Source organism: Nocardioides immobilis (assembly GCF_003515065.1).
Classification (GTDB): domain Bacteria; phylum Actinomycetota; class Actinomycetes; order Propionibacteriales; family Nocardioidaceae; genus Nocardioides; species Nocardioides immobilis.
The window spans coordinates 14,875-37,853 of sequence record NZ_QXGH01000030.1 but is presented as its reverse complement, the minus strand read 5'-3'; the positions used below and the strand labels follow the sequence as shown (position 1 = coordinate 37,853).

Below are 22,979 nucleotides of genomic sequence, written 5' to 3'. Positions count from 1 at the left end.
CTGATGGCATGCGCCAGCAGAAATGGCCGCCGGTCCGCGCTTCGTTGCGGAGCCACGCGGCAGCCGGGGTTACCTCCCTGACCCTCCGGCCCCTCACCGTCGTCATCCCGCCCAGCCGCCGCGGGGTGCTCGTCGCCCGCCGGGTGGTGGCCACCGGCCTGGCCGTGATCGGGCCCGGCCTCGCCGGCAGCCGGATCGTGCCGGTCGACCGGTCGGCCAGCCGCGGGCCGTCGGTGCGGGGTGAGTGGGTCCGCGGCCCGCGCGCCCGTCGCGACGACGCCGTGATCCTCTACGTGCACGGGAGCGCCTACACGATCTGCTCGGCGCGCACCCACCGCGGCATCACCACCCGGCTGTCCCAGGCGAGCGGCCTGCCGGTCTTCGCCTGTGACTACCGGCTGGCCCCGAACCACCGGTTCCCATCTGCGGCCGACGACGTCCGTGCGGCGTACGAATGGCTGCTCGCGGAGGGCCACGACCCCGACCGGATCGTCATCGCCGGCGACTCCGCGGGTGGGCAACTGGCGGTGGACCTCGCCCTCCAGCTCATCAACGAGGGGGCGCGGCCGCCGGCCGCCCTGGCGCTGTTCTCACCGCTGTTCGACCCGACCTTCGAGCTCGCGGCGGGGCGGGAGCGGCTGCGTCGCGACCCGATGATCTCGGCGGCCCGCGCCCAGCAGCTGCTCGATCTCTACTTCGCCGACGAGGACCGCGCGGCGCCCCGGCTGACGCTGTCCTTCGACGGCGCCGGGTCGTTCCCGGCGACCCTGGTCCAGGCCGGCGGCCGCGAGATGATGGCCGCCGACGCCGAGGCGCTCGCCGCCGCGCTCGTCGCGGCCGGCGGCCGGTGCGAGCTGGAGATCTGGCCCGGCCAGATGCACGTCTTCCAGGCGCTGTCGCGGGTCGTGCCCGAAGCCCCGGCGGCGATCGCGCGGGCAGCGGAGTTCGTGGTCACCGAGCTCGATGCCGCCAACCGTCGCGGCTCCTTCGAGCTTCTCGAGGGCGCATGAACCGCCGTACCTCCCGGGCCCACGCCGTCGTCACGGGCGCGGGCAGCGGGATCGGCCGCGCGTTCGCGCTGGAGCTGGCGAAGCGTGGAGGCAAGGTGGTCTGCGCCGACCTCGACGAGGCCACGGCCAAGGAGACCGTGGTCCTGATCGAGCAGGCGGGCGGCGAGGCGATCGCGGTGGCCTGTGACGTCGCGATCGAGCAGCAGGTGCGCCAGCTCTCGGAGGCGGCGACAACGTGGCTCGGTCGTACGCCGGACCTGGTGATCAACAACGCCGGCATCGGTGCCGGCGGCCTGCCCGTCGGTGAGGCGCCCCTCGACGACTGGCAGCGCACGCTCGGGGTGAACCTCTGGGGCGTCATCCACGGCTGCCACGTGTTCGTGCCGCAGCTCCGCGAGCACGGCAGGGGAGGGATCATCAACGTCGCGTCGGCCGCCGGGTTCACGGCGGCGCCGCGGATGGCGGCCTACAACGTCAGCAAGGCGGGCGTGGTCAGCCTCTCCGAGACCCTCGCTGCCGAGCTGGCCGGCACCGGCGTGGCCGTGACCGTGCTCTGCCCGACCTTCGTGCGCACCAACATCTTCGGCGGCGAGCTGATCGACCCGGCGGCGGCCGAGGTCGCCCGCCGGATCGCCAGGCTGGCCGGCTTCTCGCCCGAGCGCGTCGCGCGGATGACCCTCGACGCCCACGACCGCGGCCGGCTCTACGTGATGCCCCAGCTGGACGCGAAGGCGCTGTGGCGGCTCAAGCGGCTGGCGCCGGCGCCGTACGCCCGCGTCGCCGGCCTGATGGGGCGCTTCGCGCCCGAGCCCGAACCGACCCAGGAGGAACGATGACCTACGACTTCGACGCGATGCTGCAGACCATCAAGGACAAGCAGTGGTCGCTCGCCGACATCGACTGGGACGCACCCGGTGCGGAGACGATGACCGACGAGCTGCGGGCCAAGATGCAGCCGTTCATGGCCGACCTGGTGTGGATCGAGCACGTCGGCGCCCGCGGGTTCGCCTCGCTCGCCACGATGGCGCCGACCCCGGCGATCAAGGAGATCTACGAGTACTTCCACGCCGAGGAGCAGAAGCACGCCAACGCCGAGCTGGCCCTGATGAAGCGGTGGGGGATGCTCGACGACAGCGGCACCATCCCGGAGCCCAACATCAACGTGAAGATGGCGATCAAGACCCTCGACACGTTCGGCGACTCGCTGCCGCTCACCGGCCTCGCGACGCTGATCCCGCTGCTGGAGTGCGCGCTCGACGGTGCGCTGGTGAAGTTCCTCCTCGACGAGGTCTCGGACCCGGTCTGCCACGAGGTCTTCCGGCACATCAATTCCGACGAGGCCCGGCACATCACCGTCGACTTCCAGGTGCTCGAGCTGATCGGGGCGGGGCCGCTGCACAAGCTGCTCATCGAGTCGGCGAGCAACCTGAAGCCCCAGGTCGTGCTCGGCCTGATCGTGGTCTTCGTGCCGCTGATCAACAAGATGCGCGACAACATCATCGCGATGGGCCTGCCCGAGCAGAAGCTCTACAACGCGGTGAAGCGGTTCAACACGATCGGGTCCCGCGGCGAGTACACCTCGCGGATCCCGGCCTATCACGTGCTGCGCTCGCAGGCCGGCATGGTGATCAACCGGGCCCACCCCTATCACCGGCTGCTGGCAGACCCGCTGGTCAAGGTGACGTCGTTCGTGCCCGCGCGGCTCCTGGGCAGGCCGCAGGCGTGGGTCGACGAGATCACCCACGAGCCGGTGGCCTCGTGAGCCCGACCGCGTTCCGCGGTGACCTGCTCGTCGGTGAGGACTGGCGGTCCCGTGACTTCCGCGGGCTCCGCGTCGCCGTCGTCGCGTCCGCCGACGAGGCCGCCCGGATCGTGCCGTACGTCGCCCGGTCCGCGTCGAGCGTGAAGGTCTTCCAGCGCTCGCCGGCGTTGCTCCTCCCGGCCCGCCTTCCGGTTCCCGGAGGCCCGCTCCGCCGGAGCCTGGCGCGTCTGAACCTGCGGCTGTCGGTCGACGACCCGTGGCTCCGCCGCCAGCTCACGCCGCACGACGACCGGCCCCGCGTCGTCGTACGCCGTGGCTTCTACGCCGCCCTGCAACAGCCGAACTGCAAGCTCTACACGTGGCCGGTCTACGCCATCGTGGAACAGGGCCTGCGGAGCGCGGAGGGCGTCGAGCACCGCGTCGACGTCATCGTTCTCGGAGCCGACGTCGACATCGCCAGCTGCGCCACCCGAGAGGAACACATCGCATGACCGTGACACCCGAGTGCGCCCTCGACCACGAGGTCGCCATCATCGGCGGCGGCTTCTCCGGCATCGGCGCCGCGATCCTGCTCGAGAAGGCGGGGTTCGGCGACTACCTGATGATCGAGGACGGCGACGGCGTCGGCGGCGCCTGGCACTGGAACACCTACCCGGGGGTGGCGGTCGACATCCCGTCGTTCAGCTACCAGTTCTCCTTCGAGCAGATGGCCGGCTGGTCGCGGGTCTACGCGCCGGGCCGCGAGCTGAAGGCGTACGCCGAGCACTGCGTCGACAAGTACGACGTCCGCCGGCGCACCCGGCTCAACACGCGGATCGTCTCGGCGGCCTTCGACGAGGAGGGCGACTTCTGGCGGCTCGGGACCGCGGACGGCGACACCATCACCGCCCGTCACGTCGTGGGCGCCACCGGCGTCCTCACCCAGCCGAAGCTGCCGGAGATCGCCGGCATCGAGACCTACGCCGGCACCGTCATGCACACCGCGCGCTGGGACCACGACGTCGACCTCGCCGGCAAGCGGGTGGCCGTGATCGGCACCGGCGCGTCCGCGGTGCAGACGATCCCGTCGATCGCACACGAGGTCGAGCACCTGACCGTCTTCCAGCGCACCCCGATCTGGTGCCTGCCGAAGCTCGACTCCGCGCTGCCGCTGCCGGTGCGGCTGGCGATGCGGGTCCCCGGCACCAAGCGCGTGAGCCGGCTGGTCAGCCAGACGTTCGTCGAGCTGACCTTCCCGCTGGCCGCCCACTTCCACGACGTGCTGCCGGTGGCGGGCGTGGGGGAGCGGGTCGGGCTCAACCACCTGCGCCGCGCCGTCAAGGATCCTGAGGTGCGCGAGAAGCTCACGCCGAGGTACGCCCTCGGCTGCAAGCGGCCGAGCTTCTCCAACGCCTACCTCCAGGCGTTCAACCGCGAGAACGTCTTCCTGGAGACAGCTCCGATCGACGAGATCACGCCGACCGGCATCCGCACCGCGGACGGGACCGAGCACGAGGTCGACGTACTCGTGCTGGCCACCGGCTTCAAGGTGTTCGAGAAGGGCAACATGCCGGCCTTCTCGGTGACCGGCGTCGGCGGCGTGGACCTCGAGAAGTGGTGGGAGGAGCACCGGTTCCAGGCCTACCAGGGCGTCAGCGTCCCGGGCTTCCCGAACTTCTTCGCGATCCTCGGTCCCTACGGCTACAACGGCTCGTCGTACTTCAACCTGATCGAGACCCAGATGACCCACATCGTGCGCTGCCTGCGCCGCGCCCGCCGTACCGGTGCGACCCGGGTCGAGGTCACGCCCGAGGCCAACGCCCGCTACTTCGAGCAGGTCCTCGGCCGGAGGCGGCACCAGGTCTTCTTCCAGCCCTCGTGCCAGACCGCCAACAGCTACTACTTCGACGCCAACGGCGACGTGCCGTTCCGGCCCTCGCCCACGCTGGAGACGATGTGGACGAGCAGCCGGTTCGACCTCGACGACTACCGGTTCGAGGGGGCGGCGGCCGCGTCGTAGCTCGAACCTGGCGCCCAGCGGTCGAACGCGAACAGCCCTTGACACCAGTCGGCGTACTGTGTGCAATATATTGCATGCCGATTCCGGCGATCAGTGAGCCAGCGCCCCCGCGAACCCTCCTCCGAGACGACGTCTACACCCGCCTCCGCGATGCGATCGTCGACGGGACGCTCACGCCGGGGGAGCGGCTGCGGGACCAGGAGCTGGCCACCTGGCTGGGCGTGAGTCGGACACCGGTGCGGGAAGCGCTGCTCCGACTCGCGCAGGCGGGCCTGGTGCAGGCCTCGCCCGGTCGCTCGACCATGGTCGCGAGCCTGGATGCCCGCGCCATCCATGACGCGCAGTCGGTGGTGGCGATGATGCACCGCCTCGCGGTCGAGCAGGCCGTGCCCCAGCTGCGGGCCGCTGATCTGGCCGCGATGCGCGTGGCCAACAAGCGGTTCGCGGCGGCCGTGCGGAAGGGAGACGCCGAGGCGGCGATCGCCGCGGACGACGAATTCCACGGCATCCCGGTCCGCGCGGCCGGGAACACGGCGCTGGCGGCCGTTCTGGAGCAGTACACACCGGTGCTCCGGCGGCTCGAGCGTCTTCGCTTCTCGTCCCTGTCCGGGCGGGACTCGGTCGGTCTGCACAACACCTTGGTCGACCTCTGCGAGGCCGGCGACGTCGAGGGAGCAGCCGCCGTCTCTCACGCGACCTGGGAAACGTTGAAGCCCCTGCTCGCCGATCTCGGCGAGCCCAGCGAGTAGCCCTTCGGGTTGCTCGCCTCCCCAAGGAGATCCAGATGTCCATTCACGATTTCGAGCGCTACCCGCTCACCTTCGGACCCAGCCCTGTCCATCCTCTCGACCGCCTCAGCCGGCACCTCGGGGGCGCTCGGGTCTGGGCCAAGCGAGAGGACTGCAACAGCGGCCTCGCCTTCGGTGGCAACAAGGTCCGCAAGCTGGAGTACATCGTCCCCGACGTGCTCGCGCAGGGAGCCGACACGCTGGTGTCGATCGGCGGGTTCCAGTCCAACCACACGCGTCAGGTGGCTGCCGTTGCCGCGAAGCTCGGCCTCAACTGCCGTCTGGTCCAGGAGAAGTGGGTCGACTGGGACGACCCCGTCAACGACAAGGTCGGCAACATCCTCCTGTCCCGGATCATGGGTGCCGACGTACGCCTCGACCCGGCCGGGTTCGACATCGCCATCCGCTCGTCGTGGGAGGACGCCATCGCCGAGGTGGAGAAGGCCGGAGGCAAGCCGTACGGCATCCCGGCCGGTGCGTCAGAACACCGTCTCGGTGGCCTCGGGTTCGCGAACTGGGCCTTCGAGGTTGCCGCACAGGAGAAGGACCTCGGTGTCTTCTTCGACACGATCATCGTCTGCACCGTCACCGGCTCGACGCACGCCGGCATGATCGCCGGCTGCGCCGCGCTGGAAGAGAGCGCCGGAGGTCGGCGCAGGCGGGTGATCGGCATCGACGCTTCCGCGACCCTTGAGAAGACCCGCGACCAGGTTGCCCGGATCGCCCGCCACACCGCAGAACTCATCGGCCTCAGGCGGGATCTGCGTGATGAGGAGATCACCGTGCTCGAGGGCTGGGCCGGGGACCGCTACGGGATTCCCGTCGAGTCGACGATCGAGGCGATCCGGCTGTCCGGCCGCCTCGAGGCCATGATCATCGACCCTGTCTACGAGGGGAAGTCGATGGCCGGACTCATCGATCTGATCACGTCGGGCGAGATCGGTCGGGACTCGACAGTCCTCTACGCGCACCTTGGCGGGCAACCGGCTCTCAATGCCTACAGCGGGATCTTTGACTGAGGTCGGTCGACGAGGTCAGCGTTGAACCTCTGCTTCGACGAGGGTGACCAGCTCACGAGCGACGCGCTCGAGCGGCTCGCTGGACCGCTGCGCGAGGGCGATGACGACGGCACCCTCGATGGCGGACAAGGCGAGCGTCGCGAGGGGCTCCGCCCGGCTGGCCGGGACTCCTGCGCCGGTCAGCATCCGCGAGACGGCATCGGTCCAGTCTGCGAAGGCCCGACCGGCGATCTCGCGGGCCGCCGGCTCGCTCTCGCCGCCGAGCGCGGCCGCGACCACCGGGCAGCCGGCGGTGTAGCCGCTCGCCTCGGCCTCGGCCCGCCAGACCTCGACGATCAACGGGATCGCCTCGACCGGGTCCATCGCCGCCAGGAGCTCGATGCCGGCTGTGTACTCCTCGACGGCACCGCGGACTGCGTCCTCGACCATCTCGGACCGGCCGCCGGGAAAGTAGTGGTACAGCGATCCTCTTGAGGCCCCGGCCTCGGCGACCACCTCGAGCATCGTGGTGCCGGCTACCCCACGACGGCGCAGCAGGTCGCGCGTCGTGCGGACGATCCGGTCGCGCTTCTCGGGGTCGGGACGCCGGGCCACGAGGTCCTCAGAGCCCCCGTCGGCCGACGCGCACGCTGTCGCGTCCGTTGCGGACCAGGTAGGCGGCGACGTTGAACGCCGGGTGGCGGCGCGGTGCCGGCGCCTTGCCCTCGGCCATCCGCCACATCTGGACGGTGTACGCCGTCAGCTCGGTCAGGCTGTCGACGACCCGGATGCCGCTGCGGCGCGGGCGTACGGCGCTGCCGGTGGCGGTGCCGTCGAGGAGCTGGCCGGGTACGTCGGGCTCGACCGTCAGCGGTCGCCCGAGGCCGACGATGTCGATCGCGCCGCTCGTGACGGCGTCGTTCATCGCCTCAGCCGTGCGGAAGCCGCCGGTGAGCATGAGGGGGAGTGTCGGCAGCTCGGCGCGGACCCGCTGTGCGTAGTCGAGGAAGTACGCCTCGCGCTGCCGCGTGCTCTCCTTGAGCGACGGGTCGACGCCGAGCATCGCCGCGGAGGAATAGGTCCCGCCCGAGATCTCGAGCAGGTCGATCCCCTCGGCCGCCAGCGCGTGGACGACCTCGATCGACTCGTCCTCGCTGAAGCCGCCGCGCTGGAAGTCGGCGGAGTTGAGCTTGATCGCCAACGTGGCGTCGGGGCCGATCTCCGCGCGGATCGCACGAGCGACCTCGATCACGAAGCGGCGCCGCTTCTCCGGCGTACCGCCCCAGTGGTCTGTGCGCTGGTTGGCCAGTGGCGAGAGGAACTGGCTCACCAGGTAGCCGTGTGCGCCGTGGATCTGGACGCCGTCGAACCCGGCCCGCACGAGGATCCCGGCCGTGGTCGCGAACCGCCGGATGATGTCCTCGATCTCGTCGTGGGTCAGCTCGCGCGGCTGGGCGAACATCCCCGCGCTCCCGTCGAGCGCGATCGGTGAGGGAGCGACCGGACGCGGCGTCAGGGTCCGCGGCGCCTGCCGGCCGGGGTGGTTGATCTGGGCCCAGGCCACGGCGCCGTCGGACTTGATGATGTCGGCCCACTCGACCAGGTCGTCGAAAGCGCGGTCGTCCTCGACCACGACGTTGCCGGGCTCGCCGATGGCGCGGCGGTCGACCATCACGTTGCCGGTGACGACCAGGCCGGCGCCGTTCCCGGACCAGCGACGGTAGAGCGTCTTGATCCGGGTGCCGGGCGTGTGGTCCCGCCGCGCCAGGCTCTCGCTGAGCGCGGCCTTCGCCAGCCGGTTCGGCAGGACGGCGCCGTTGGGCAGCGTGAACGGCTGGTGGAGGGCGTCGACGGCCAGGGCGTCGGCGGTGGGGGTGAGCGAGTGGGCCATCACGGGCCTTCCGGTCGGGTCGCACGAACGTGATAACTATGCACGAGTGCATAGGAATTGGCCAGGCTCGTCCGCGAGACGCGGGTCACGTCCCCCCGTCACCGCCGAAGACGACCGGGTTCTTCGCACGTGTGTCGACGTGAAGGGTGAAGACGTCCGGCCGCGCGTAGTGACCCACAGGGTCGAACATCCTCCGCTGCTCCTGCACGGCGGCCGGGTCGAGGTCGGCATAGAGGATCTCCTCCACCTCCTCGACCGGTCCGCCGATGACCTTGCCCCCGGGCGCCACGATGGTCGTGAGACCACGCGACATCCAGTCGTCCTCCAGTCCGTAGAGCGTTCCGCGCAGGTCTTCGGGGACGTCGGACCCGCGCAGCAGTGGTGCGACCCCGATGACGAACTGCCTGCCCTCCTTGGCGATGTGGCGCAACGTGCCCACCCACGAGTCGCTGGTGTCCCAGGTCGGAGCGAGGTAGATGTCGCAGTGCTGGGCGTAGATCGCCGCCCGCGCCAGCGGCATGTAGTTCTCCCAGCACAACAGCCCTCCGACAACGCCGAACGGCGTGCTCACCACGCCGAGCTCGGAGCCGTCGCCCATGCCCCACACCGTCCGTTCCCCGCCGGTGGGCATGAGCTTGCGATGCCGCTGCAGGACCTTTCCGTCCGGGCCGATGTAGACGAGCGTGTTGTAGAGCGTGCCGCCGTCGATCTCGGTCACACCGATCACGACGTACGCGGACGCGTCTGCTGCCGCCTCCGCGATGCGTTGCAGGGTGGGGCCGGGGACATTCACGGCGTTGGCGTAGAGGCGCTTGACGAACTCGGAGTCGCTCCACGCCGGGGTGCGCCACACCCAGTCCGGATAGGCGGGGATGAAGGACTCCCCGAAGACGATCAGCTCGGCGCCCGCGCCCGCGGCCTCCTTGACCAGGGCGCACACCTTGTCCGCGGTCGCCTCTCGATCGAGGAACACGGGAGTTGCCTGTACGGCGGCGACGGTGACCATGACCTGCTCCAGTCTCGGCGTTTCTCCACAGTGTGATCTCCGCGCCGGGTCCCGTCGAGAAGGGATGTCGCAGGCATGATGAGGTCCGTGACGATCATCGTCCGCGACCACGTCATCTCGGACGCCGACCTGACCTGGCGCTTCTCCCGCTCCTCTGGCCCCGGCGGCCAGAACGTCAACACCACCGACACCCGGGTGCAGCTGACCTTCGACCTCGCCGGTTCGGACGCCTTTCCCGACCGGCTCAAGCAGCGGATGCTCACCCGTCTCGACGCTCAGGTCGTGGTCGTCGCGGCCGAGCACCGGTCCCAGCTCCGCAACCGCCGTGCGGCGGAGGACCGCCTCGTTCAGTTGCTCGAAGGAGCGATGAGGCCGCCGCCCCGGCCGCGGGTTCCCACCAAGCCGTCGAAGGGTTCCCAGCAGCGACGGATCCACCAGAAGAAGCGGCGAGGAGAGACCAAGCGGCTGCGTGGCCGGCCCGAGGACTGACCGCGCCTAGTCCCGGAGGAGCTGGCTGACCAGTGTGTCGCCCAGCCACGTCTCGTACAGAAGGTGGTCCCAGCCCCGCTCGACGACGAGCAGGTGGTAGATCTCGGGCAGCGTGAGCGCCAGCGTGAGGTCGAGGGCCGAGTCGACCGTGAGGTCCGGGCGGAGCCGCGGGGCGAGGACGTCGATGAGCTTGCGGATCTCGCGCTCGCGGGCGGCCAGGACGTAGCGCAGGGTCTCTGCCATCTGCTCGTCAGATGCCGCCGCTTCCTGATAGATCGAGACGACGTCGTAGCCGGATGTCCGTTCGGCATCAGGCTGCGGATCGACTTGACCCTGCACCGGGTGCCCCACCGTTCCGTTCGGTTTCGGGACGACGAGGACGGTGCCGCCCGGGTCCGCGACGTGAACGGCGGCAACGAGGTCTCGCCGACCGTCCGCATCGGCGACCGGTGGCTCACGAACCCCGGCAGGCGCGAAGTCCGGGACGCGACCTCCACCGTGCAACACCCCAAGAGAAAGAGATCGTCATGAACACCGTGATCAGGGAGTGGGCCGTCATCGTCGCGACCACCTCGCTGCTGCTCGTCGGCTGCTCGGAGGAGCCCGACGACAGGGCGAGCGACGACCCGGCCAGCACCACTGCGACCTCGGAGACGCCCGACGACCGGGCAAGCACCACCACCGCGACGTCGGAGGCACCGGCCGCCTCCCCGTTGGAAGGCACCTGGAAGACCAGGCCCATCTCACTCAAGGAGACCGAGGCCACCATCCGCCGCCAACTCAGGCCGGTGGATCAAGTTGACCGAGGAATCAGCGCGCGCTGTACATGACCGACGTGTTCACGAGGCAGGGCTGACCGAGGCGTCGCAGCGCTCCTCCTCGGGATCCGTAGGGTGGGCGGCATGGACCAGGCGCCCGCCGATCGCGATCGCAACGAGCAGGGGCGAGCACAGCAGGCGCGGCCACGCGACGCGCTCGGCCGTCCCTTGCCGTACGGCGCAACGGGCGTCGAGCCCATCTCCGAGGAACCGCTTCCGCCGGACGAGACGCTGGCCTACGCCCGTCGTCTGCTGGACGACGGGCGTCCCTTCGCGGCGCACGAGGCCCTCGAGGTCAGGTGGAAGTCGTGCCCGGCCGAGGAGCGGGAGCTGTGGCAGGGACTGGCCCAGCTGTGCGTGGGGCTGACCCACCACGAGCGCGGGAACGCCGTGGGGGCCTCGAGGCTCGTCGAGCGCGCAGCGGGCCGGCTGGAGGCCTACGGGCAGACGACCGGTCCGACGTACGGTCTCGACCTCGCCGCGATCGTCGGGTGCGCCCGGGGGCGGGTGCAGGGCACCTGACCGTCGCTCTCGGCCAGCGATGGCCGTCAGGCAGGATGTCCCCATGGCCATCCAGATCGCCCAGGACCCTGCCGCCGACGACCTGCTGACGAACAACCCGTTCGCGCTCCTCGTCGGGATGATGCTCGACCAGCAGTACCCGATGGAGCACGCCTTCGCCGGTCCGCAGAAGGTGGTCAGCCGGTTCGGCAGCTTCGACCCGGCCGCGATCGCGGCGGCCGACCCGGAGGAGTTCGCGGCGCTGTGCTCGACCCCGCCGGCCATCCACCGGTACCCCGGCTCGATGTCCGCACGGCTCCAGGAGCTGGCGCGGATCGTGGTCGAGCAGTACGACGGTGACGCCTCCCGGATCTGGACCGAGGCCGCCGACGGCAAGGACCTGGCCAAGCGCCTGCAGGCGCTGCCCGGGTTCGGCGCCCAGAAGGTGAAGATCTTCGTCGCGCTGCTCGCCAAGCAGCTCGGGGTCCGCGCTGACGGGTGGGAGAAGGTGTCGGGCGACTACGCGCTCGAGGGCTACCGCTCGGTGGCCGACGTGGTCGACGGCGACTCGCTGCAGAAGGTCCGTGACCACAAGAAGGAGATGAAGGCCGCGGCGAAGGCCGCCCAGGCCTGAGCCTGAGCCCGAGCCGAGTCGTTCACGTCAGCGGCGCAGGGCGCGCACGTCCAGCCCGGCCAGCGAGTCGCCGGCCACCTCGGCGTTGTGCGCGTGGGCCGCGTGGTGCAGGCCGAACACCGAGTCGATCCCGGGCCGCAGTCCCTGGAGGTCCTCGGCCTGGTTGACGGCCTTCTTCGCGAGGGCGAGACCGAGCGCCGGCATCGCGCTGATCCGCTCGGCCAGGCCCAGCGTGAACTCCTCGAGCTCGGCACGGGGGACGACATGGTTGACCATCCCGAGCTGCTGCGCGCGGTCGGCGGACCAGCGGTCGCCGGTGAAGAGGAGCTCCTTCGCGGCGCGCGGGTTGAGGGCCCACGGGTGGGCGAAGTACTCCACGCCCGGGATCCCCATGCGGACCACCGGGTCGGCGAAGAACGCGTCGTCGCCGGCCACCACGAAGTCGCAGACCCACGCCAGCATCAGGCCACCGGCGATGCAGGCGCCCTGGACCATCGCCACCATCGGCTTGGGGATCTCCCGCCAGCGGCGGCACATCCCGACGTACACCTCGGACTCGCGGGCAAGGCGGGCGTCGACGCCCGCCCTGCCCACGTGGTCCCACCAGATGACCGCGCGCCGGTCGAAGCTGCGGTCGGCATCGCGCTCCGGCGTACCGATGTCGTGGCCCGCGGAGAAGTGGTCGCCCGCTCCCGCGAGCACGATCACCTTCACCGCGTCGTCGTCCACCGCGCGGGCGAAGGCGTCGTCCAGGGCGTAGGTCATCGCCGAGTTCTGCGCGTTGCGGTACTCGGGGCGGTTCATGGTGACGACGGCGACCGGTCCGTGGGCCCGGTAGCCCACCACCGGTGCGCCGTCCCTCACGGACGCCAGCCCTGAAGGATGCGTCGGTAGCGGTCGCCGTCGGTGTGCGCCGTCCAGTCGCCGTCCAGCGGCGTGATCGCGATGTCGTTGTTGCGCAGCGCGGTCGTGTCGGCACGGCGGCGGGGCTCGTCGGTGGGAGCACCGACGACGAGCTGGTAGGTGCCCCCCTCGACACCGACGTCACCGCTGTAGTCGAAGGCGATGTCGGTCGCGGCTCCGGTCACGGTCAGGACCGGCCGGCCGAGCTGCTCGTCGGCGCCGACGAAGGGGAAGTTGACGTTGAGTGCGTCGGCGCGGGACAGCGCGTCGACCTCGACGAGGCGCTCGATCAGCCCGACGGCGAACTCGGCCGTCTGCGCGAACGGGGTGGCGGTCAGGTCGGCGAAGGAGACCTCGGCGCTGAACGCGACCGAGGGCACGTGCTGCTCCTGCGCGGTGACCGCGGCGCCGACGGTGCCCGAGTGGTTGACGAGCTCGCCGACGTTCTGCCCGAAGTTGATCCCGGACAGGACCACGTCGGGGCCGTCGGACCAGTAGTGGTCCGGCACGACGCGGCTGAGGCCGACCAGGACGGCGTCGGACGGCGAGGCGGACGGCGACGTCGCCGTGCACGGCGACGCCGCGACGCACACGCCGTAGACGGGTCCGCCGCTCGGTGCGTCGCCGCAGTCGCCGGCGTACTCGGCCGGGGACGCCACCGCCTGGACGGTGATCGGGACCGGGCGACCGCCCGGTGTGGTGACCCGGCCACCCGCGCCGGACTGCTGGGACCACGGCGCCACCACGACCACGTCGGCACCAGCGGCACAGAGCTCCTGACGCAGCTCGTAGAGGCCGCGGCCGTCGGTCCCGCGCGCGGTGTCCTGGGCCTGCGCCGAGTCGTCGTTGGTCAGCAGCACCCGGAGCCCGTCGAGGCTCGGGGGCTCGGCAGCCGGCGCCGCGAGGGCGGGCCCGCCGGTCGCCGTACCGGGCAGGAACAGCACGCTGGCGGTGAGGGCGGCGGTCAGGCCGCCCACGGTGGTGCGCTTCATCGATGTCTCCTCAGAGGTGGGTTCGGTTGGATCAGCGGCCGTCGTCGATGACCGGGAGGTCACCGTCGACGACGGCGCGCGCGATGCTGTCGCGCAGGGGGTGGCAGACCGGGAGCTCGCCGCGGATGCTGCAGCCGGGGTCCCAGGAGGTGCAGGCCGCCACGGCCTCCGCCGACCACTGCACGGTCGTCTGCGCCCAGCTGCTCTTGCGGGCGAGCACGGTCGTGCCACAGGACCGGCACGCGACCGGGCGCATGGGTGCGTCGCCGAGCCGGTTGTCGGTCCGGACGGTCATCACGCGCCCTGGGTCTGGCTGACCAGCTCGTCGGACGTGGCCGCCTCAGCGGCCTCGGCCGCGCGGCGGGCGACGTTCTCGTCGACCTCGCGCTGCCAGGCCTCGTTGGGCCTGGTGGTGTCGAGCTCGAACTCGAAGCGGTCGGTCATCTCCGGCCTGATGTCGGCGACGTCGACGTAGAACTGCTCGTACCAGCGGCGGAGCTGGTAGACGGGCCCGTCCTCCTCGCACAGCAGCGGGTTGTCGATCCGGGTCTTGTTCTTCCAGATGTCGACGTCCTGCTCGAACCCGATCCGCACCGTCTGGACCATCTTGTCGGCCAGCCGCTCCGCCGCCGCGGCGTCCTCCGGGCTCTCCGGCCTCTCCACGCTGATGCCGTACTGAAGGACGAACGAGTTCTCGTCGACGGGGTAGTGGCAGTTGATCAGCACGGTCCGGACGTCGCCGTGCTCGTAGTGGTAGATCAGGTCGTCGATCATGAACGACGGTCCGTGGTACGTCGCGACGGACGTGTTGCCGAGCCGCTTCGGCGCACCGATCGCGACCTCGGCCGGCCGCATGTCGTCGCGGTTGACGCCCTTCTGCAGCTGGGTGGCGGTGTGCCCCTCGAAGGTGTTCTTGAAGTACGTCGGGAAGGCGTGGTGCACGTAGAAGAAGTGCGCCATGTCGACCATGTTGTCGATGATTTCCCGGCAGTTCGTGTCGACCCGGGTCTGGTACCAGGCCCAGTCGGTCCAACCCGGGGTGCCCGGCCCGCCGTCGACCCGCGGGATCGCCTGCTCGGGGATCGGCGCCTTGCCCTCGGGGTCGTTCCAGACGAAGACCATGCCGTCCTGCACGAGCGTCGGCCAGGCCTGCGTGCGAGCCCGCAGGGGCACCCGGCGCGAGTAGGGGATCTGCTTGCACCGGCCGTCGCCGCCCCAGCGCCAGTCGTGGAACGGGCACGCGACCTCGTCTCCCTTGATCGTGCCCTGCGACAGGTCGCCGCCCATGTGGCGGCAGTACCCGTCGAGCACCTTGATCGCACCGGAGCTGTCGGCCCACACCACGAGCTTCCTGCCGAACCCGGTGACCGTGTGCGGCTTGCCGTCGAGGAACTCGCGTTCCAGGCCGATGCAGTGCCAGCCGCGAGCGAACCGGCTCGGCGCCGCCTCCTGCTCGATGTGCCGCACCTCGGTGTCGGTCTGCCCGTTCGTCATGTCGCTCCCCAAGCCTCTCGGTCTGGCCCTCGGTCCAATGTGGTGGCGACGCTAGGTCGCACCCACGGGACCGTGCTGCGCTCCGTCCCGCTCATCAGGACTCCGCGGTGGTACGGCGTCGCGACCGGAGTACCCAAGCCTCATGACGACTGACGACACGACCGGACGGATGGGCGGCAGGAAGGTGATCGTCACGGGTGCGGCCCGTGGCATCGGAGCCGCGTGCGCGCGGCTGCTGGTGGCCGAGGGAGCGCGCGTGGTGATCGCGGACCTGCTGGCCGACGAGGGCAAACGGCTCGCCGACGAGCTCGGCGACACCGCCCTCTTCAGCGAGCTCGACGTGACCAGCGAGACCGGCTGGCAGCAGGTGGTGCGCGAGGCCGAGGAGCGGTTCGGGCCGGTCACCGGGCTGGTCAACAACGCCGGCGTGGTGCACGTCGACCCGATCGAGCAGCTGAGCGAGGCCGACTACCGACGGGTGATCGACGTCAACCAGGTCGGGGTCTTCCTCGGCATGAAGTCCGTCATCGCGTCCATGAAGAGCGCCGGGACCGGATCGATCGTCAACATCTCCTCGATCGGCGGGATCATCGCGTTCTCGGGGATCCTCGGCTACACCGCCTCGAAGTGGGCGGTCCGCGGCATGACCAAGACCGCGGCCCAGGAGCTCGGCCCGCACGGCATCCGGGTCAACTCCGTGCATCCCGGGGTGATCGCCACCGAGATGACCCAGGAGTCCGACCGGTCGCACGGGATGGCCGGGAAGCAGCCGCTCGCGCGGGAGGGCACCACCGACGAGATCGCGCGGCTGACGCTGTTCCTGCTCTCCGACGAGTCCAGCTTCTCCACCGGATCCGAGTTCGTCGCCGACGGCGGCTACACCACCCACTGAACAGGAGCACTTACATGTTGGACTTCCGAGGGAAGGTCGCCGTCATCACCGGCGCCGGATCCGGCATCGGCCGCGCGCTCGCCGTACAGCTGGCCAAGGAGGGCGCGCGGCTGGCGGTCTCGGGCCGGCGCATCGACACGGTCGAGGAGACCGCGGACCTGTGCCGGATCGAGGGCGCCGACGTCCGCGCCTACGAGCTCGACGTCACGGACAGGGACGCAGTGCTCAAGCACGCCGACGAGGTGGTCGCCGACTTCGGCGGCGTCAACCTCGTCGTCAACAACGCCGGTGTCTCACTCACCGCGTCCGTGGAGGAGGTGAGCTGGGACGACCTCGAGTGGATCTTCAACATCAACTTCTGGGGCACCGTCCACGGCACCAAGGCCTTCCTGCCGTACGTCATCGCGTCCGGCGACGGGCACATCGCGAACATGTCGAGCATGTTCGGCCTCGTCGCCTGCCCGACCCAGAGCGGCTACTCGTCGTCGAAGTTCGCGATGCGTGCCTTCACCGACTCGCTGCGCCAGGAGATGAAGCTCTACGGCCACCCGGTCGGTGTCAGCAGCATCCACCCCGGCACCATCCTCACCGAGATCGCGCGCAAGGCACGCGCCGCGGACGGCCGCGACGTGGACGAGCTGGCCTCGAACTTCGAGCGGATGGCCAAGACCTCGCCGGAGACCGCCGCCGAGGTCACCCTCGCCGGCATCCGCAAGGACAAGGCGATGATCTTCATCGGCAGCGACGCCAAGTTCCTCAACCTGCTGCAGCGCGGTCTCGGCTCGGGCTACCAGAAGGTGCTGACCGCGATGTTCCGCAAGGACCTCACCTGACCTGAGGACGATCCGGTACGGCGAACGGCCGGCCACCCGGTGGGGTGGCCGGCCGGTTCGCTTGCAGCCCGGTCTCAGCTGGCGACGGTGGTCGCCTCGTCGTGAGTTGCCGCCTCCGCCTCCGCGAGGAGGGTGACGGTGCCGGCGGCGCCGTCGACGCGGACCAGCTGTCCGTCGGAGAAGCTGCTGGTGGCGTGCTTGGTGTCGACGACGCAGGGGACACAGAACTCGCGCGCGACGATCGCCGCGTGGGAGGCGGCGCCACCGATGTCGGTGACGACCGCGGCGGCGTACGCGAACATCGCGGTGTGGCCGACGTCGGTGACCGCGGCGACCAGGATGTCGCCGGGCTCGATGTCGTCGTCGGGTCCGCGTAGCACCCTGACCCGGCCCTCGACGACGCCCGGGTAGACGCCGAGCCCGGTCACGGAGCCGCCCGGGGTGAGCGCCTGCTCGTCCGCGGCGGGCTGCCAGTGCCCGACGACGACGTCCGGCATGGTCACGGCCCGCAGCCGGTCCCGCTCGGCCCGTCGCCGGGCGACGGTCTCGCGGAGGTCCTCGGCGCTGGTGAACGCCTGGTCCAGGGTCAGGTAGAAGACGTCGTCGACGCGGTCCAGCTGGCCGCGCTCGACGAGGCGACGGGCCTGCTCACGCAGCGCCTGCCGGAGCGCATGGGTGTAGCGGACCACGCCGTCACGGGCCCGCTCGCGCGCGAGCACGGCGCCGGCGGCCATCTTCCCGGTCCGGGTCCGGGCCGGCCGTGGCGCGGGTCGCGGCTCGGGCGTCCGGTGGGCGGCGCCGGCAGCGGCGGTGACGAGCTGGGCCGGCCGGTCGGAGAACGAGGAGCTCTCCAGCTCGCACTCGCCCGGGCCGCGGTGCCCCATCAGCGCCAGCTCCGCGTCGAGGGCTGCCCCGAACGCTGGTGAAGCGGCGCGGAGCGCGCCGACGTCACCCTGCCGCGCGAGGGCGACCAGACGGGGGTCGTCGCGGAGGTGGGTGGCGAGGTGCTCGACCGCCAGCATGGTCCGCGCGGACTCGAGGTGGCGGACGTCGATGCCCAGGGGCTCGGGGTCCTTGCCGCGGGCATGGATCGCGGCCGCCGCGCCGGTCATCATCACGCCGATGGCGGCGACCGACCAGCCGTGGGCGAGGCGGTCCCGCCAAAGGGCGGCGCGGGCGTGCAGCTGGGAGTCGTCGAGCGCTGCGATCTGGTCGGCGGTCAGGGTCTCGGACTTCGCGGCGGCGTTGACGCGTTCGGCCTCCTCCTTGAACCTGCGGGCGCGGGCGATCACCCGAGCGGTCGCGGTGAGTGTCGCTCTCCGAGCCGCGAGGCCCTGAGGCATCGGTGGTCCGCCGTACGGCCGGAAGACGACGTCCTCGGGGATGTTGCCGTAGGCGTCCCTGCGGACGCTCTCCTCGTCCCACCCGGGCATGTTCTCGACGACGTTCACGCCGACCGAGGCGTTGATGAAGACCGAGTGGCCGAGGACGCCGAGCACCAGGCTGGCCTGCTGCTCGAGCGCGGCGCCCTCCAGCGCGAGCATCGTGCCCATGCCGTGGTTCGCGATGCGCAGCGCGCCGAGGTGCAGGTCGAGGGTCATCGGTGTCATCGGTCCGGGCAGCGCCTCGGAGGTGTTGGTCGCGGTCAGCACCGGGAACCGCGGGTCGACCAGCGTGTCGAACTCACCGTGCAGCCCGTCCGGGCCCGCCGGCTCCAGCGTGCCGCCGTCGCTGGCGGGGAGGTTGTTGGGGATCACCTCGGTCGGGAGCGCGAACCGGCCGCGCTCCTCGGAGGCCGTGCCGCCCGCGATCCGGCGACCGCCGAGCCCGCGTACGGCGTCGGCCGCGCACTCGAGTGCGGTCCAGCCGGCGCCGAAGTCGCGGGCGACCGGGAGCGTTGCCGTGGTCGGCACGGGGCGGCCGCGACCGCGACGCGAGAGCTTCACGCCCTCCCGGTGGAGGAGCGGGGTGAGGTCGTCGCGGGTGATCGTGCCGGGGGCCCGGAGAGCGACGTCGCCGGTGGTGTCGGCGACCGCGGACCGGGCGAGCCATCGGGTGAGGTCGTCGTGGTGGAGGACCGTCCACCGGATGGCGCCGTCCGAGCGGAGGATGCCGTGGAGGACGCGCAGCGTCGCGGCGTCGACGCGGCGGCCCAGCAGCGGGGCGGTGTGGGCGACGAGCGTCGGCACTCCCGCGTCCCGCAGCACCGCGGCGTCAACGGCGGCTGCCCCGTCCTCGCGCACCAGCACCACGCGAGCCCCGTGCGTCGCAGCGGCCCGGGCCAGCAGGCCGGCCCCGTCCTGGGCGAGGTGCACGACCGTGTCGCAGCCCGCGACCATCCGGTTCCAGGTGTCCTGGCCGGGGTTCGGCTCGACGACGAGGTCCACGCCCGGGTCGACGTAGCGGTGCGGTGCGGGCGCCAGCCCGGCCACTTCGTGGCCGGCCGCCAGCAGCTGCCGGGCGACGTCGCGGCCGGTCGAGCCGGCCACGTCACTGATCAGGACGCGCATCATTCCTCCTCGGATCTGCGTGGGCACACGGCGACCCACGCTCCCGACCTTCGTGCGTGTGAGGGCGGTCACGACGGTTCGTCCCGGTGAGCGGGAGCGCACGTCCCCGGCCGACGCGCCGGCGGCCAGGCTCGCCGGGTGACCGATGACCTTGCTGATGGCCGACGATGGGACGAGGAGCACGACGTCGTCGTGGTCGGCTCCGGCGGCGGCGGCCTCACCGCCGCGTGGACGGCGGCGCGGGCCGGGCTGGACGTCCTGCTGCTGGAGGCCGCGCCGCTGTTCGGCGGCACGACCTCCTACTCGGGCGGCGGCATGTGGTTCCCGGGCAACCGGGTGCTGCGGGATGCAGGCGTCGGCGGGACCGCCGCCGAGACCGGCGCGTACTTCCGCGCGGTCGTCGGGGACCGGACGCCGTACGACGTGCAGACCGCGTTCCTCGAGGGCGGCGCGGCCCTGGTCGACGACCTGCTCACCGACGACGACATCGAGCTGGAGCCGTTCCCGTGGCCGGACTACTACGGCACGGTCCCGGGCGCCCAGACCGTCGGCCAGGTCCGCGCCCTGCCGCTGGACCCCGCGGAGCTCGGCCCACTCGCGGACGCCGTCCGGCCGCCGCTGAAGACCGATCGCGCCGGACAGCCACGACCGGTACCGCTGGCCGGTGGCCAGGCGCTGATCGGGCGGCTGCTGCTGTCGTTGAGCCGGCGACCCAACGTCACCCTGCGCACCGAAGCCCCGTGCCTCGACCTCGTTGCCGACGGTGGAGTCGTCGGTGTCGTCACGGACGGCGGTCGGATCCGGGCACGCCGGGGCGTGATCCTGGCCTCCGGCGGCTTCGAGCAGAACGCCGACATGCGCCAGGAGCACGGCGTCCCGGGCAGCGTGTCCGGCGCGATGGGCCCGTCCACCAACACCGGCGTGCCGATCCGCGCCGCGATCGCACGGGGCGCGGCCACCGACCTGATGGACCAGGCCTGGTGGGCACCGGGCATCGCCCATCCCGACGGCACCACCTCGTTCTCGCTCTGGTTCACCGGCGGGATCTTCGTCGACGCCGCCGGCCGGCGGTTCGTCAACGAGTCCCTGCCCTACGACCGGATCGGACGCGCGGTCATCGACGCGCAGCGCGACGGATCCGTCGGCGCGACGTACTGGATGGTGTACGACGACAGGGAGGGCGCCGTTCCGCCGGTCCGGTCGACCACGCTCCCGCTCGCGCCGCACGAGGAGTACGTCGCCGCCGGCCTCTGGCGCAGCGCCGACACCCTGGCCGGGCTGGCCGACCTGATCGGCGTGCCGCCGGCGAACCTTGAGGAGACCGTGGGCCGGTTCAACGAGCACGCCGCCGGAGGCCACGACCCGGACCTCGGACGGGGCGACGAGATGTACGACCGCGCGTTCAGCGGCGGGGACTCGCCGTTGGTCCCGATCGAGAAGGGGCCCTTCCACGCCGCGGCGTTCGGCCTCTCCGACCTCGGCACCAAGGGCGGCCTGCGCACCGACCCGGACGCACGGGTCCTCGACCGCGCCGGGCAGCCGATCCCCGGCCTGTACGCGACCGGCAACACGATGGCCGCCGTGTCCGGCACGACCTATCCCGCCGGAGGGAACCCGATCGCCGCGAGCATGGTGTTCGGCCACCTCGCCGCGCGACACCTGAGCAGCTGATGTCCACGAGAGGAACCACCGTGCCCGACCCGTTCTCCGCCGATCGCTGGGCGATCCAGGACCTCAAGCACCGTTACGTCCGCAGCGTCGACCTCCGAGACTGGGAGGCGCTCGCCGCGACGCTCGCCCCGGAGATGGCGGCGCAGTACCGCCCGGACCTGGTGACCGAGGGCGCCGATGCGCTCGTCGCCGAGCTGCGGGGCCGTCTCACCGAGCACCGGATCACCATCCACCAGCTCGCGCACCCGAGCATCGAGATCGACGGCCACCGCGCGACCGGCACCTGGACGATGACCGACCGCACCATCTGCACCGACATCGGCGTGGTGGTCGAGGGCATGTCCGTCTCGCACGACCGCTACCGCCGGGATCCCGAGCGGGGCTGGCTGATCACCTCGATCGGCTACCAGCGCGCGTACGAGGCGACCATGGCGCTCACCGACGTTCCGAGCTTCGTCGTGCGGGCGACGCCGTACGACCTGGTCGCGCCGGCATGAGGTGGAGCCTGTCCGTCGGGATGGTCCCGCCGCACGAGCTGCCCGAGCTCGTCAGGGTGGCCGAGGCGGAGGGCTGGGACGCGATCAGTCTCCCGGACTCGGTCTTCTTCCCCGCCGAGGTGTCGGCGCGCTATCCCTACACGGCCGACGGTCGCCGGACGTGGGAGCCCGAGACGGAGATGCCCGACCCGCTGCTGACGATCGCGGCGCTGGCCGCGACCACGACCACGATTCGGTTCCGTACGTCGGTCCTCAAGGCGCCATTGCGCGAGCCGCTGCTCCTGGCCAAGCAGGTCGCGACACTCGCCGTCCTGACCCGAGACCGGCTCGAGCTCGGCGTCGGGCTGTCCTGGATACCGGAGGAGTTCACGTTCACCGGGACCGAGATGCGGACCCGCGGCGCCCGGCTCGACGAGACGATCGAGATCCTCCGGAAGGTCTGCGGCGGCGGAGGTCCGCGGTGGGTCGAGCACCACGGCATCCACCACGACTTCGACAAGCTGATGATCTCGCCGGCACCCGAGGTCGCCGTACCGATCCTGGTCGGCGGGCACGCCGACGCTGCCCTGCGCCGCGCCGCACGGATGGGCGACGGCTGGATCTCCGCGAATCTGCCTCCCGCCGAGCTGGCGCCGATGATCGCCCGGCTCACGGGGCTGCGCGCGGAGGCCGGTCGCGCGGACGCACCCTTCGACGTCTGCGTGGCACCGGTCGGTGTCACCGAGGCGTCGGGTTTCGACGCGCTCGACGCAGCCGGGGCGACCGACGTGTGGCTGTCGCCATGGCGGTTCTACGGCCGCGGACGCGCGGACCAGGCGAGTCGCTTGGACGCCGTACGCCGCTTCGCGGCCGAGGTCATCCGACGCTGAGCCCCACCCTCACGAGGTATCAACTTCGCCGGCGTGCCCGGCGATCCACTGCATCAGCGGGACCAGATGGCCGGCGAGCTGCTCGCCGGCGGGCGTGAGGAAGTACTCGACGTGCGGCGGGACGACCGGGCGGGCGTGGCGCTCGACGAGCCCGTCGGAGGCGAGGGTGCGCAGGGTCTGCGCGAGCATCTTCTCGCTCACCCCCTGCGCCCGGCGTCGCACCTCACTCCAGCGCAGCGGCTCGCCCTCGGACAGCGCGAGGAGCACAAGGACGCCCCACTTGCTCATCACGTGGTCGAGCAGGGTGCGGCTGGGGCATGCCTCCGGAAAGACCCCGTCAGGATAGAGCTCACGCATCGGCATGCTTACTGACATGTAGGTACCTTACCTTTTAGTGCGTACTATCAACAGGGAAGTTAGCC

26 protein-coding genes are annotated in these 22,979 nt (G+C 71.3%); 16 read left to right on the top strand and 10 right to left on the bottom strand.

Annotation, left to right across the window (positions count from 1 at the left end):
* Nucleotides 1-8: 8 nt before the first annotated feature.
* The 7 genes from D0Z08_RS23195 (at nt 9) to D0Z08_RS23165 (ending at nt 6,578) form a co-directional block, all read left to right on the top strand.
* Entirely contained in the window at nt 9-1,010 is a 1,002-nt protein-coding gene (locus D0Z08_RS23195; protein WP_118927658.1) for an alpha/beta hydrolase, read from the top strand.
* On the top strand, nt 1,007-1,846 hold the full coding sequence (locus tag D0Z08_RS23190; protein WP_118927657.1) for an SDR family NAD(P)-dependent oxidoreductase: 840 nt from the start codon (nt 1,007-1,009) through the stop codon (nt 1,844-1,846). The genes D0Z08_RS23195 and D0Z08_RS23190 overlap by 4 nt, the downstream gene beginning before the upstream one ends.
* Nucleotides 1,843-2,772, top strand: coding sequence for a ferritin-like domain-containing protein (locus D0Z08_RS23185; protein ID WP_118927656.1), 930 nt, complete (start codon nt 1,843-1,845; stop codon nt 2,770-2,772). The genes D0Z08_RS23190 and D0Z08_RS23185 overlap by 4 nt, the downstream gene beginning before the upstream one ends.
* Entirely contained in the window at nt 2,769-3,263 is a 495-nt protein-coding gene (locus D0Z08_RS23180; RefSeq protein ID WP_118927655.1) for an NAD(P)/FAD-dependent oxidoreductase, read from the top strand. The genes D0Z08_RS23185 and D0Z08_RS23180 overlap by 4 nt, the downstream gene beginning before the upstream one ends.
* On the top strand, nt 3,260-4,771 hold the full coding sequence (locus D0Z08_RS23175) for a flavin-containing monooxygenase (protein ID WP_118927654.1): 1,512 nt from the start codon (nt 3,260-3,262) through the stop codon (nt 4,769-4,771). Before D0Z08_RS23180 ends, D0Z08_RS23175 begins: the two co-directional genes overlap by 4 nt.
* Nucleotides 4,772-4,845: 74 nt before the next feature.
* Nucleotides 4,846-5,520 (top strand): GntR family transcriptional regulator, encoded by a 675-nt coding sequence (locus D0Z08_RS23170; RefSeq protein ID WP_118927653.1) that lies wholly within the window; start codon nt 4,846-4,848, stop codon nt 5,518-5,520.
* A gap of 35 nt (nt 5,521-5,555) precedes the next feature.
* The gene (locus tag D0Z08_RS23165) at nt 5,556-6,578 is read left to right on the top strand and encodes a 1-aminocyclopropane-1-carboxylate deaminase (RefSeq protein ID WP_118927652.1); all 1,023 of its coding nucleotides are present in this window, start codon (nt 5,556-5,558) and stop codon (nt 6,576-6,578) included.
* A 15-nt stretch (nt 6,579-6,593) separates the two neighbouring features.
* Here D0Z08_RS23165 and D0Z08_RS23160 read toward each other — a convergent pair whose 3' ends face one another.
* From D0Z08_RS23160 to D0Z08_RS23150, 3 genes are all read right to left on the bottom strand, one after another.
* On the bottom strand, nt 6,594-7,172 hold the full coding sequence (locus D0Z08_RS23160; RefSeq protein WP_118927651.1) for a TetR/AcrR family transcriptional regulator: 579 nt from the start codon (nt 7,170-7,172) through the stop codon (nt 6,594-6,596).
* A 7-nt stretch (nt 7,173-7,179) separates the two neighbouring features.
* Nucleotides 7,180-8,448: an NADH:flavin oxidoreductase/NADH oxidase family protein gene (locus tag D0Z08_RS23155; RefSeq protein ID WP_118927650.1), complete on the bottom strand. Its 1,269-nt coding sequence runs from the start codon at nt 8,446-8,448 to the stop codon at nt 7,180-7,182.
* A gap of 85 nt (nt 8,449-8,533) precedes the next feature.
* Nucleotides 8,534-9,454, bottom strand: a complete 921-nt coding sequence (locus D0Z08_RS23150; protein ID WP_118927649.1) for a carbon-nitrogen hydrolase family protein — start codon at nt 9,452-9,454, stop codon at nt 8,534-8,536.
* Between the two features lie 87 nt (nt 9,455-9,541).
* Here D0Z08_RS23150 and arfB point away from each other — a divergent pair, with 87 nt between their 5' ends.
* Nucleotides 9,542-9,943 carry an alternative ribosome rescue aminoacyl-tRNA hydrolase ArfB gene (arfB, locus tag D0Z08_RS23145; protein ID WP_425454071.1) on the top strand — a complete coding sequence of 134 codons (402 nt, stop codon included), beginning with the start codon at nt 9,542-9,544 and terminating at the stop codon, nt 9,941-9,943.
* A 6-nt stretch (nt 9,944-9,949) separates the two neighbouring features.
* Here the strand turns inward: arfB and D0Z08_RS23140 are convergent, their stop codons facing one another.
* The gene (locus tag D0Z08_RS23140; protein ID WP_147381516.1) at nt 9,950-10,282 is read right to left on the bottom strand and encodes a hypothetical protein; all 333 of its coding nucleotides are present in this window, start codon (nt 10,280-10,282) and stop codon (nt 9,950-9,952) included.
* 188 nt (nt 10,283-10,470) lie between these two features.
* Between D0Z08_RS23140 and D0Z08_RS23135 the strand changes: the two genes are divergently transcribed.
* From D0Z08_RS23135 to D0Z08_RS23125, 3 genes are all read left to right on the top strand, one after another.
* A complete protein-coding gene (locus tag D0Z08_RS23135) occupies nt 10,471-10,773 on the top strand; it encodes a hypothetical protein (RefSeq protein ID WP_118927646.1) in 303 nt (100 codons plus the stop codon).
* Nucleotides 10,774-10,845: 72 nt separating this feature from the next.
* The gene (locus D0Z08_RS23130) at nt 10,846-11,283 is read left to right on the top strand and encodes a DUF309 domain-containing protein (RefSeq protein ID WP_118927727.1); all 438 of its coding nucleotides are present in this window, start codon (nt 10,846-10,848) and stop codon (nt 11,281-11,283) included.
* A gap of 43 nt (nt 11,284-11,326) precedes the next feature.
* The gene (locus D0Z08_RS23125) at nt 11,327-11,896 is read left to right on the top strand and encodes an HhH-GPD-type base excision DNA repair protein (protein WP_118927645.1); all 570 of its coding nucleotides are present in this window, start codon (nt 11,327-11,329) and stop codon (nt 11,894-11,896) included.
* Between the two features lie 27 nt (nt 11,897-11,923).
* Here the strand turns inward: D0Z08_RS23125 and D0Z08_RS23120 are convergent, their stop codons facing one another.
* The 4 genes from D0Z08_RS23120 to D0Z08_RS23105 are packed head-to-tail and all read right to left on the bottom strand — an operon-like array spanning nt 11,924 to nt 15,285.
* Complete coding sequence (locus tag D0Z08_RS23120) at nt 11,924-12,760, bottom strand: enoyl-CoA hydratase (RefSeq protein WP_245994331.1); 837 nt, start codon at nt 12,758-12,760, stop codon at nt 11,924-11,926.
* Nucleotides 12,757-13,791, bottom strand: coding sequence for a 5'/3'-nucleotidase SurE (gene surE, locus D0Z08_RS23115; protein ID WP_118927644.1), 1,035 nt, complete (start codon nt 13,789-13,791; stop codon nt 12,757-12,759). Before surE ends, D0Z08_RS23120 begins: the two co-directional genes overlap by 4 nt.
* Before the next feature lie 31 nt (nt 13,792-13,822).
* Nucleotides 13,823-14,086 (bottom strand): hypothetical protein, encoded by a 264-nt coding sequence (locus D0Z08_RS23110; protein ID WP_118927643.1) that lies wholly within the window; start codon nt 14,084-14,086, stop codon nt 13,823-13,825.
* Complete coding sequence (locus tag D0Z08_RS23105) at nt 14,086-15,285, bottom strand: 3-ketosteroid-9-alpha-monooxygenase, oxygenase component (protein ID WP_118927642.1); 1,200 nt, start codon at nt 15,283-15,285, stop codon at nt 14,086-14,088. Before D0Z08_RS23105 ends, D0Z08_RS23110 begins: the two co-directional genes overlap by 1 nt.
* A 142-nt stretch (nt 15,286-15,427) precedes the next feature.
* Here D0Z08_RS23105 and D0Z08_RS23100 point away from each other — a divergent pair, with 142 nt between their 5' ends.
* Both D0Z08_RS23100 and D0Z08_RS23095 read left to right on the top strand, forming a co-directional pair.
* On the top strand, nt 15,428-16,177 hold the full coding sequence (locus tag D0Z08_RS23100; protein ID WP_118927641.1) for a glucose 1-dehydrogenase: 750 nt from the start codon (nt 15,428-15,430) through the stop codon (nt 16,175-16,177).
* A gap of 14 nt (nt 16,178-16,191) precedes the next feature.
* Nucleotides 16,192-17,010 carry an SDR family NAD(P)-dependent oxidoreductase gene (locus D0Z08_RS23095; RefSeq protein ID WP_118927640.1) on the top strand — a complete coding sequence of 273 codons (819 nt, stop codon included), beginning with the start codon at nt 16,192-16,194 and terminating at the stop codon, nt 17,008-17,010.
* 74 nt (nt 17,011-17,084) lie between these two features.
* Here D0Z08_RS23095 and D0Z08_RS33490 read toward each other — a convergent pair whose 3' ends face one another.
* Nucleotides 17,085-19,523: a PEP-utilizing enzyme gene (locus tag D0Z08_RS33490; RefSeq protein ID WP_118927639.1), complete on the bottom strand. Its 2,439-nt coding sequence runs from the start codon at nt 19,521-19,523 to the stop codon at nt 17,085-17,087.
* Nucleotides 19,524-19,658: 135 nt separating this feature from the next.
* Here D0Z08_RS33490 and D0Z08_RS23085 point away from each other — a divergent pair, with 135 nt between their 5' ends.
* The 3 genes from D0Z08_RS23085 to D0Z08_RS23075 are packed head-to-tail and all read left to right on the top strand — an operon-like array spanning nt 19,659 to nt 22,557.
* Complete coding sequence (locus tag D0Z08_RS23085; RefSeq protein WP_118927638.1) at nt 19,659-21,191, top strand: FAD-binding protein; 1,533 nt, start codon at nt 19,659-19,661, stop codon at nt 21,189-21,191.
* Nucleotides 21,192-21,211: 20 nt separating this feature from the next.
* Nucleotides 21,212-21,688 (top strand): nuclear transport factor 2 family protein, encoded by a 477-nt coding sequence (locus D0Z08_RS23080; RefSeq protein ID WP_182481448.1) that lies wholly within the window; start codon nt 21,212-21,214, stop codon nt 21,686-21,688.
* Nucleotides 21,685-22,557: a TIGR03619 family F420-dependent LLM class oxidoreductase gene (locus tag D0Z08_RS23075; RefSeq protein ID WP_118927636.1), complete on the top strand. Its 873-nt coding sequence runs from the start codon at nt 21,685-21,687 to the stop codon at nt 22,555-22,557. The genes D0Z08_RS23080 and D0Z08_RS23075 overlap by 4 nt, the downstream gene beginning before the upstream one ends.
* A gap of 9 nt (nt 22,558-22,566) precedes the next feature.
* Here the strand turns inward: D0Z08_RS23075 and D0Z08_RS23070 are convergent, their stop codons facing one another.
* The gene (locus D0Z08_RS23070) at nt 22,567-22,932 is read right to left on the bottom strand and encodes a winged helix-turn-helix transcriptional regulator (RefSeq protein ID WP_245994329.1); all 366 of its coding nucleotides are present in this window, start codon (nt 22,930-22,932) and stop codon (nt 22,567-22,569) included.
* Nucleotides 22,933-22,979 lie beyond the last annotated feature (47 nt).

Excerpts from the sequence above, each read along its gene's own strand:
- D0Z08_RS23110 (WP_118927643.1), bottom strand. The coding sequence starts at position 14,086 with ATGACCGTCCGGACCGACAACCGGCTCGGCGACGCACCCATGCGCCCG.
- D0Z08_RS23165 (WP_118927652.1), top strand. The coding sequence starts at position 5,556 with ATGTCCATTCACGATTTCGAGCGCTACCCGCTCACCTTCGGACCCAGC.
- surE (WP_118927644.1), bottom strand. The coding sequence starts at position 13,791 with ATGAAGCGCACCACCGTGGGCGGCCTGACCGCCGCCCTCACCGCCAGC.
- D0Z08_RS23135 (WP_118927646.1), top strand. The coding sequence starts at position 10,471 with ATGAACACCGTGATCAGGGAGTGGGCCGTCATCGTCGCGACCACCTCG.
- D0Z08_RS23170 (WP_118927653.1), top strand. The coding sequence starts at position 4,846 with ATGCCGATTCCGGCGATCAGTGAGCCAGCGCCCCCGCGAACCCTCCTC.
- D0Z08_RS33490 (WP_118927639.1), bottom strand. The coding sequence starts at position 19,523 with ATGATGCGCGTCCTGATCAGTGACGTGGCCGGCTCGACCGGCCGCGAC.
- D0Z08_RS23075 (WP_118927636.1), top strand. The coding sequence starts at position 21,685 with ATGAGGTGGAGCCTGTCCGTCGGGATGGTCCCGCCGCACGAGCTGCCC.
- D0Z08_RS23155 (WP_118927650.1), bottom strand. The coding sequence starts at position 8,448 with ATGGCCCACTCGCTCACCCCCACCGCCGACGCCCTGGCCGTCGACGCC.
- D0Z08_RS23070 (WP_245994329.1), bottom strand. The coding sequence starts at position 22,932 with ATGTCAGTAAGCATGCCGATGCGTGAGCTCTATCCTGACGGGGTCTTT.
- D0Z08_RS23175 (WP_118927654.1), top strand. The coding sequence starts at position 3,260 with ATGACCGTGACACCCGAGTGCGCCCTCGACCACGAGGTCGCCATCATC.
- D0Z08_RS23125 (WP_118927645.1), top strand. The coding sequence starts at position 11,327 with ATGGCCATCCAGATCGCCCAGGACCCTGCCGCCGACGACCTGCTGACG.
- D0Z08_RS23095 (WP_118927640.1), top strand. The coding sequence starts at position 16,192 with ATGTTGGACTTCCGAGGGAAGGTCGCCGTCATCACCGGCGCCGGATCC.
- D0Z08_RS23190 (WP_118927657.1), top strand. The coding sequence starts at position 1,007 with ATGAACCGCCGTACCTCCCGGGCCCACGCCGTCGTCACGGGCGCGGGC.
- D0Z08_RS23195 (WP_118927658.1), top strand. The coding sequence starts at position 9 with ATGCGCCAGCAGAAATGGCCGCCGGTCCGCGCTTCGTTGCGGAGCCAC.
- D0Z08_RS23100 (WP_118927641.1), top strand. The coding sequence starts at position 15,428 with ATGACGACTGACGACACGACCGGACGGATGGGCGGCAGGAAGGTGATC.
- D0Z08_RS23185 (WP_118927656.1), top strand. The coding sequence starts at position 1,843 with ATGACCTACGACTTCGACGCGATGCTGCAGACCATCAAGGACAAGCAG.
- D0Z08_RS23105 (WP_118927642.1), bottom strand. The coding sequence starts at position 15,285 with ATGACGAACGGGCAGACCGACACCGAGGTGCGGCACATCGAGCAGGAG.
- D0Z08_RS23150 (WP_118927649.1), bottom strand. The coding sequence starts at position 9,454 with ATGGTCACCGTCGCCGCCGTACAGGCAACTCCCGTGTTCCTCGATCGA.
- D0Z08_RS23130 (WP_118927727.1), top strand. The coding sequence starts at position 10,846 with ATGGACCAGGCGCCCGCCGATCGCGATCGCAACGAGCAGGGGCGAGCA.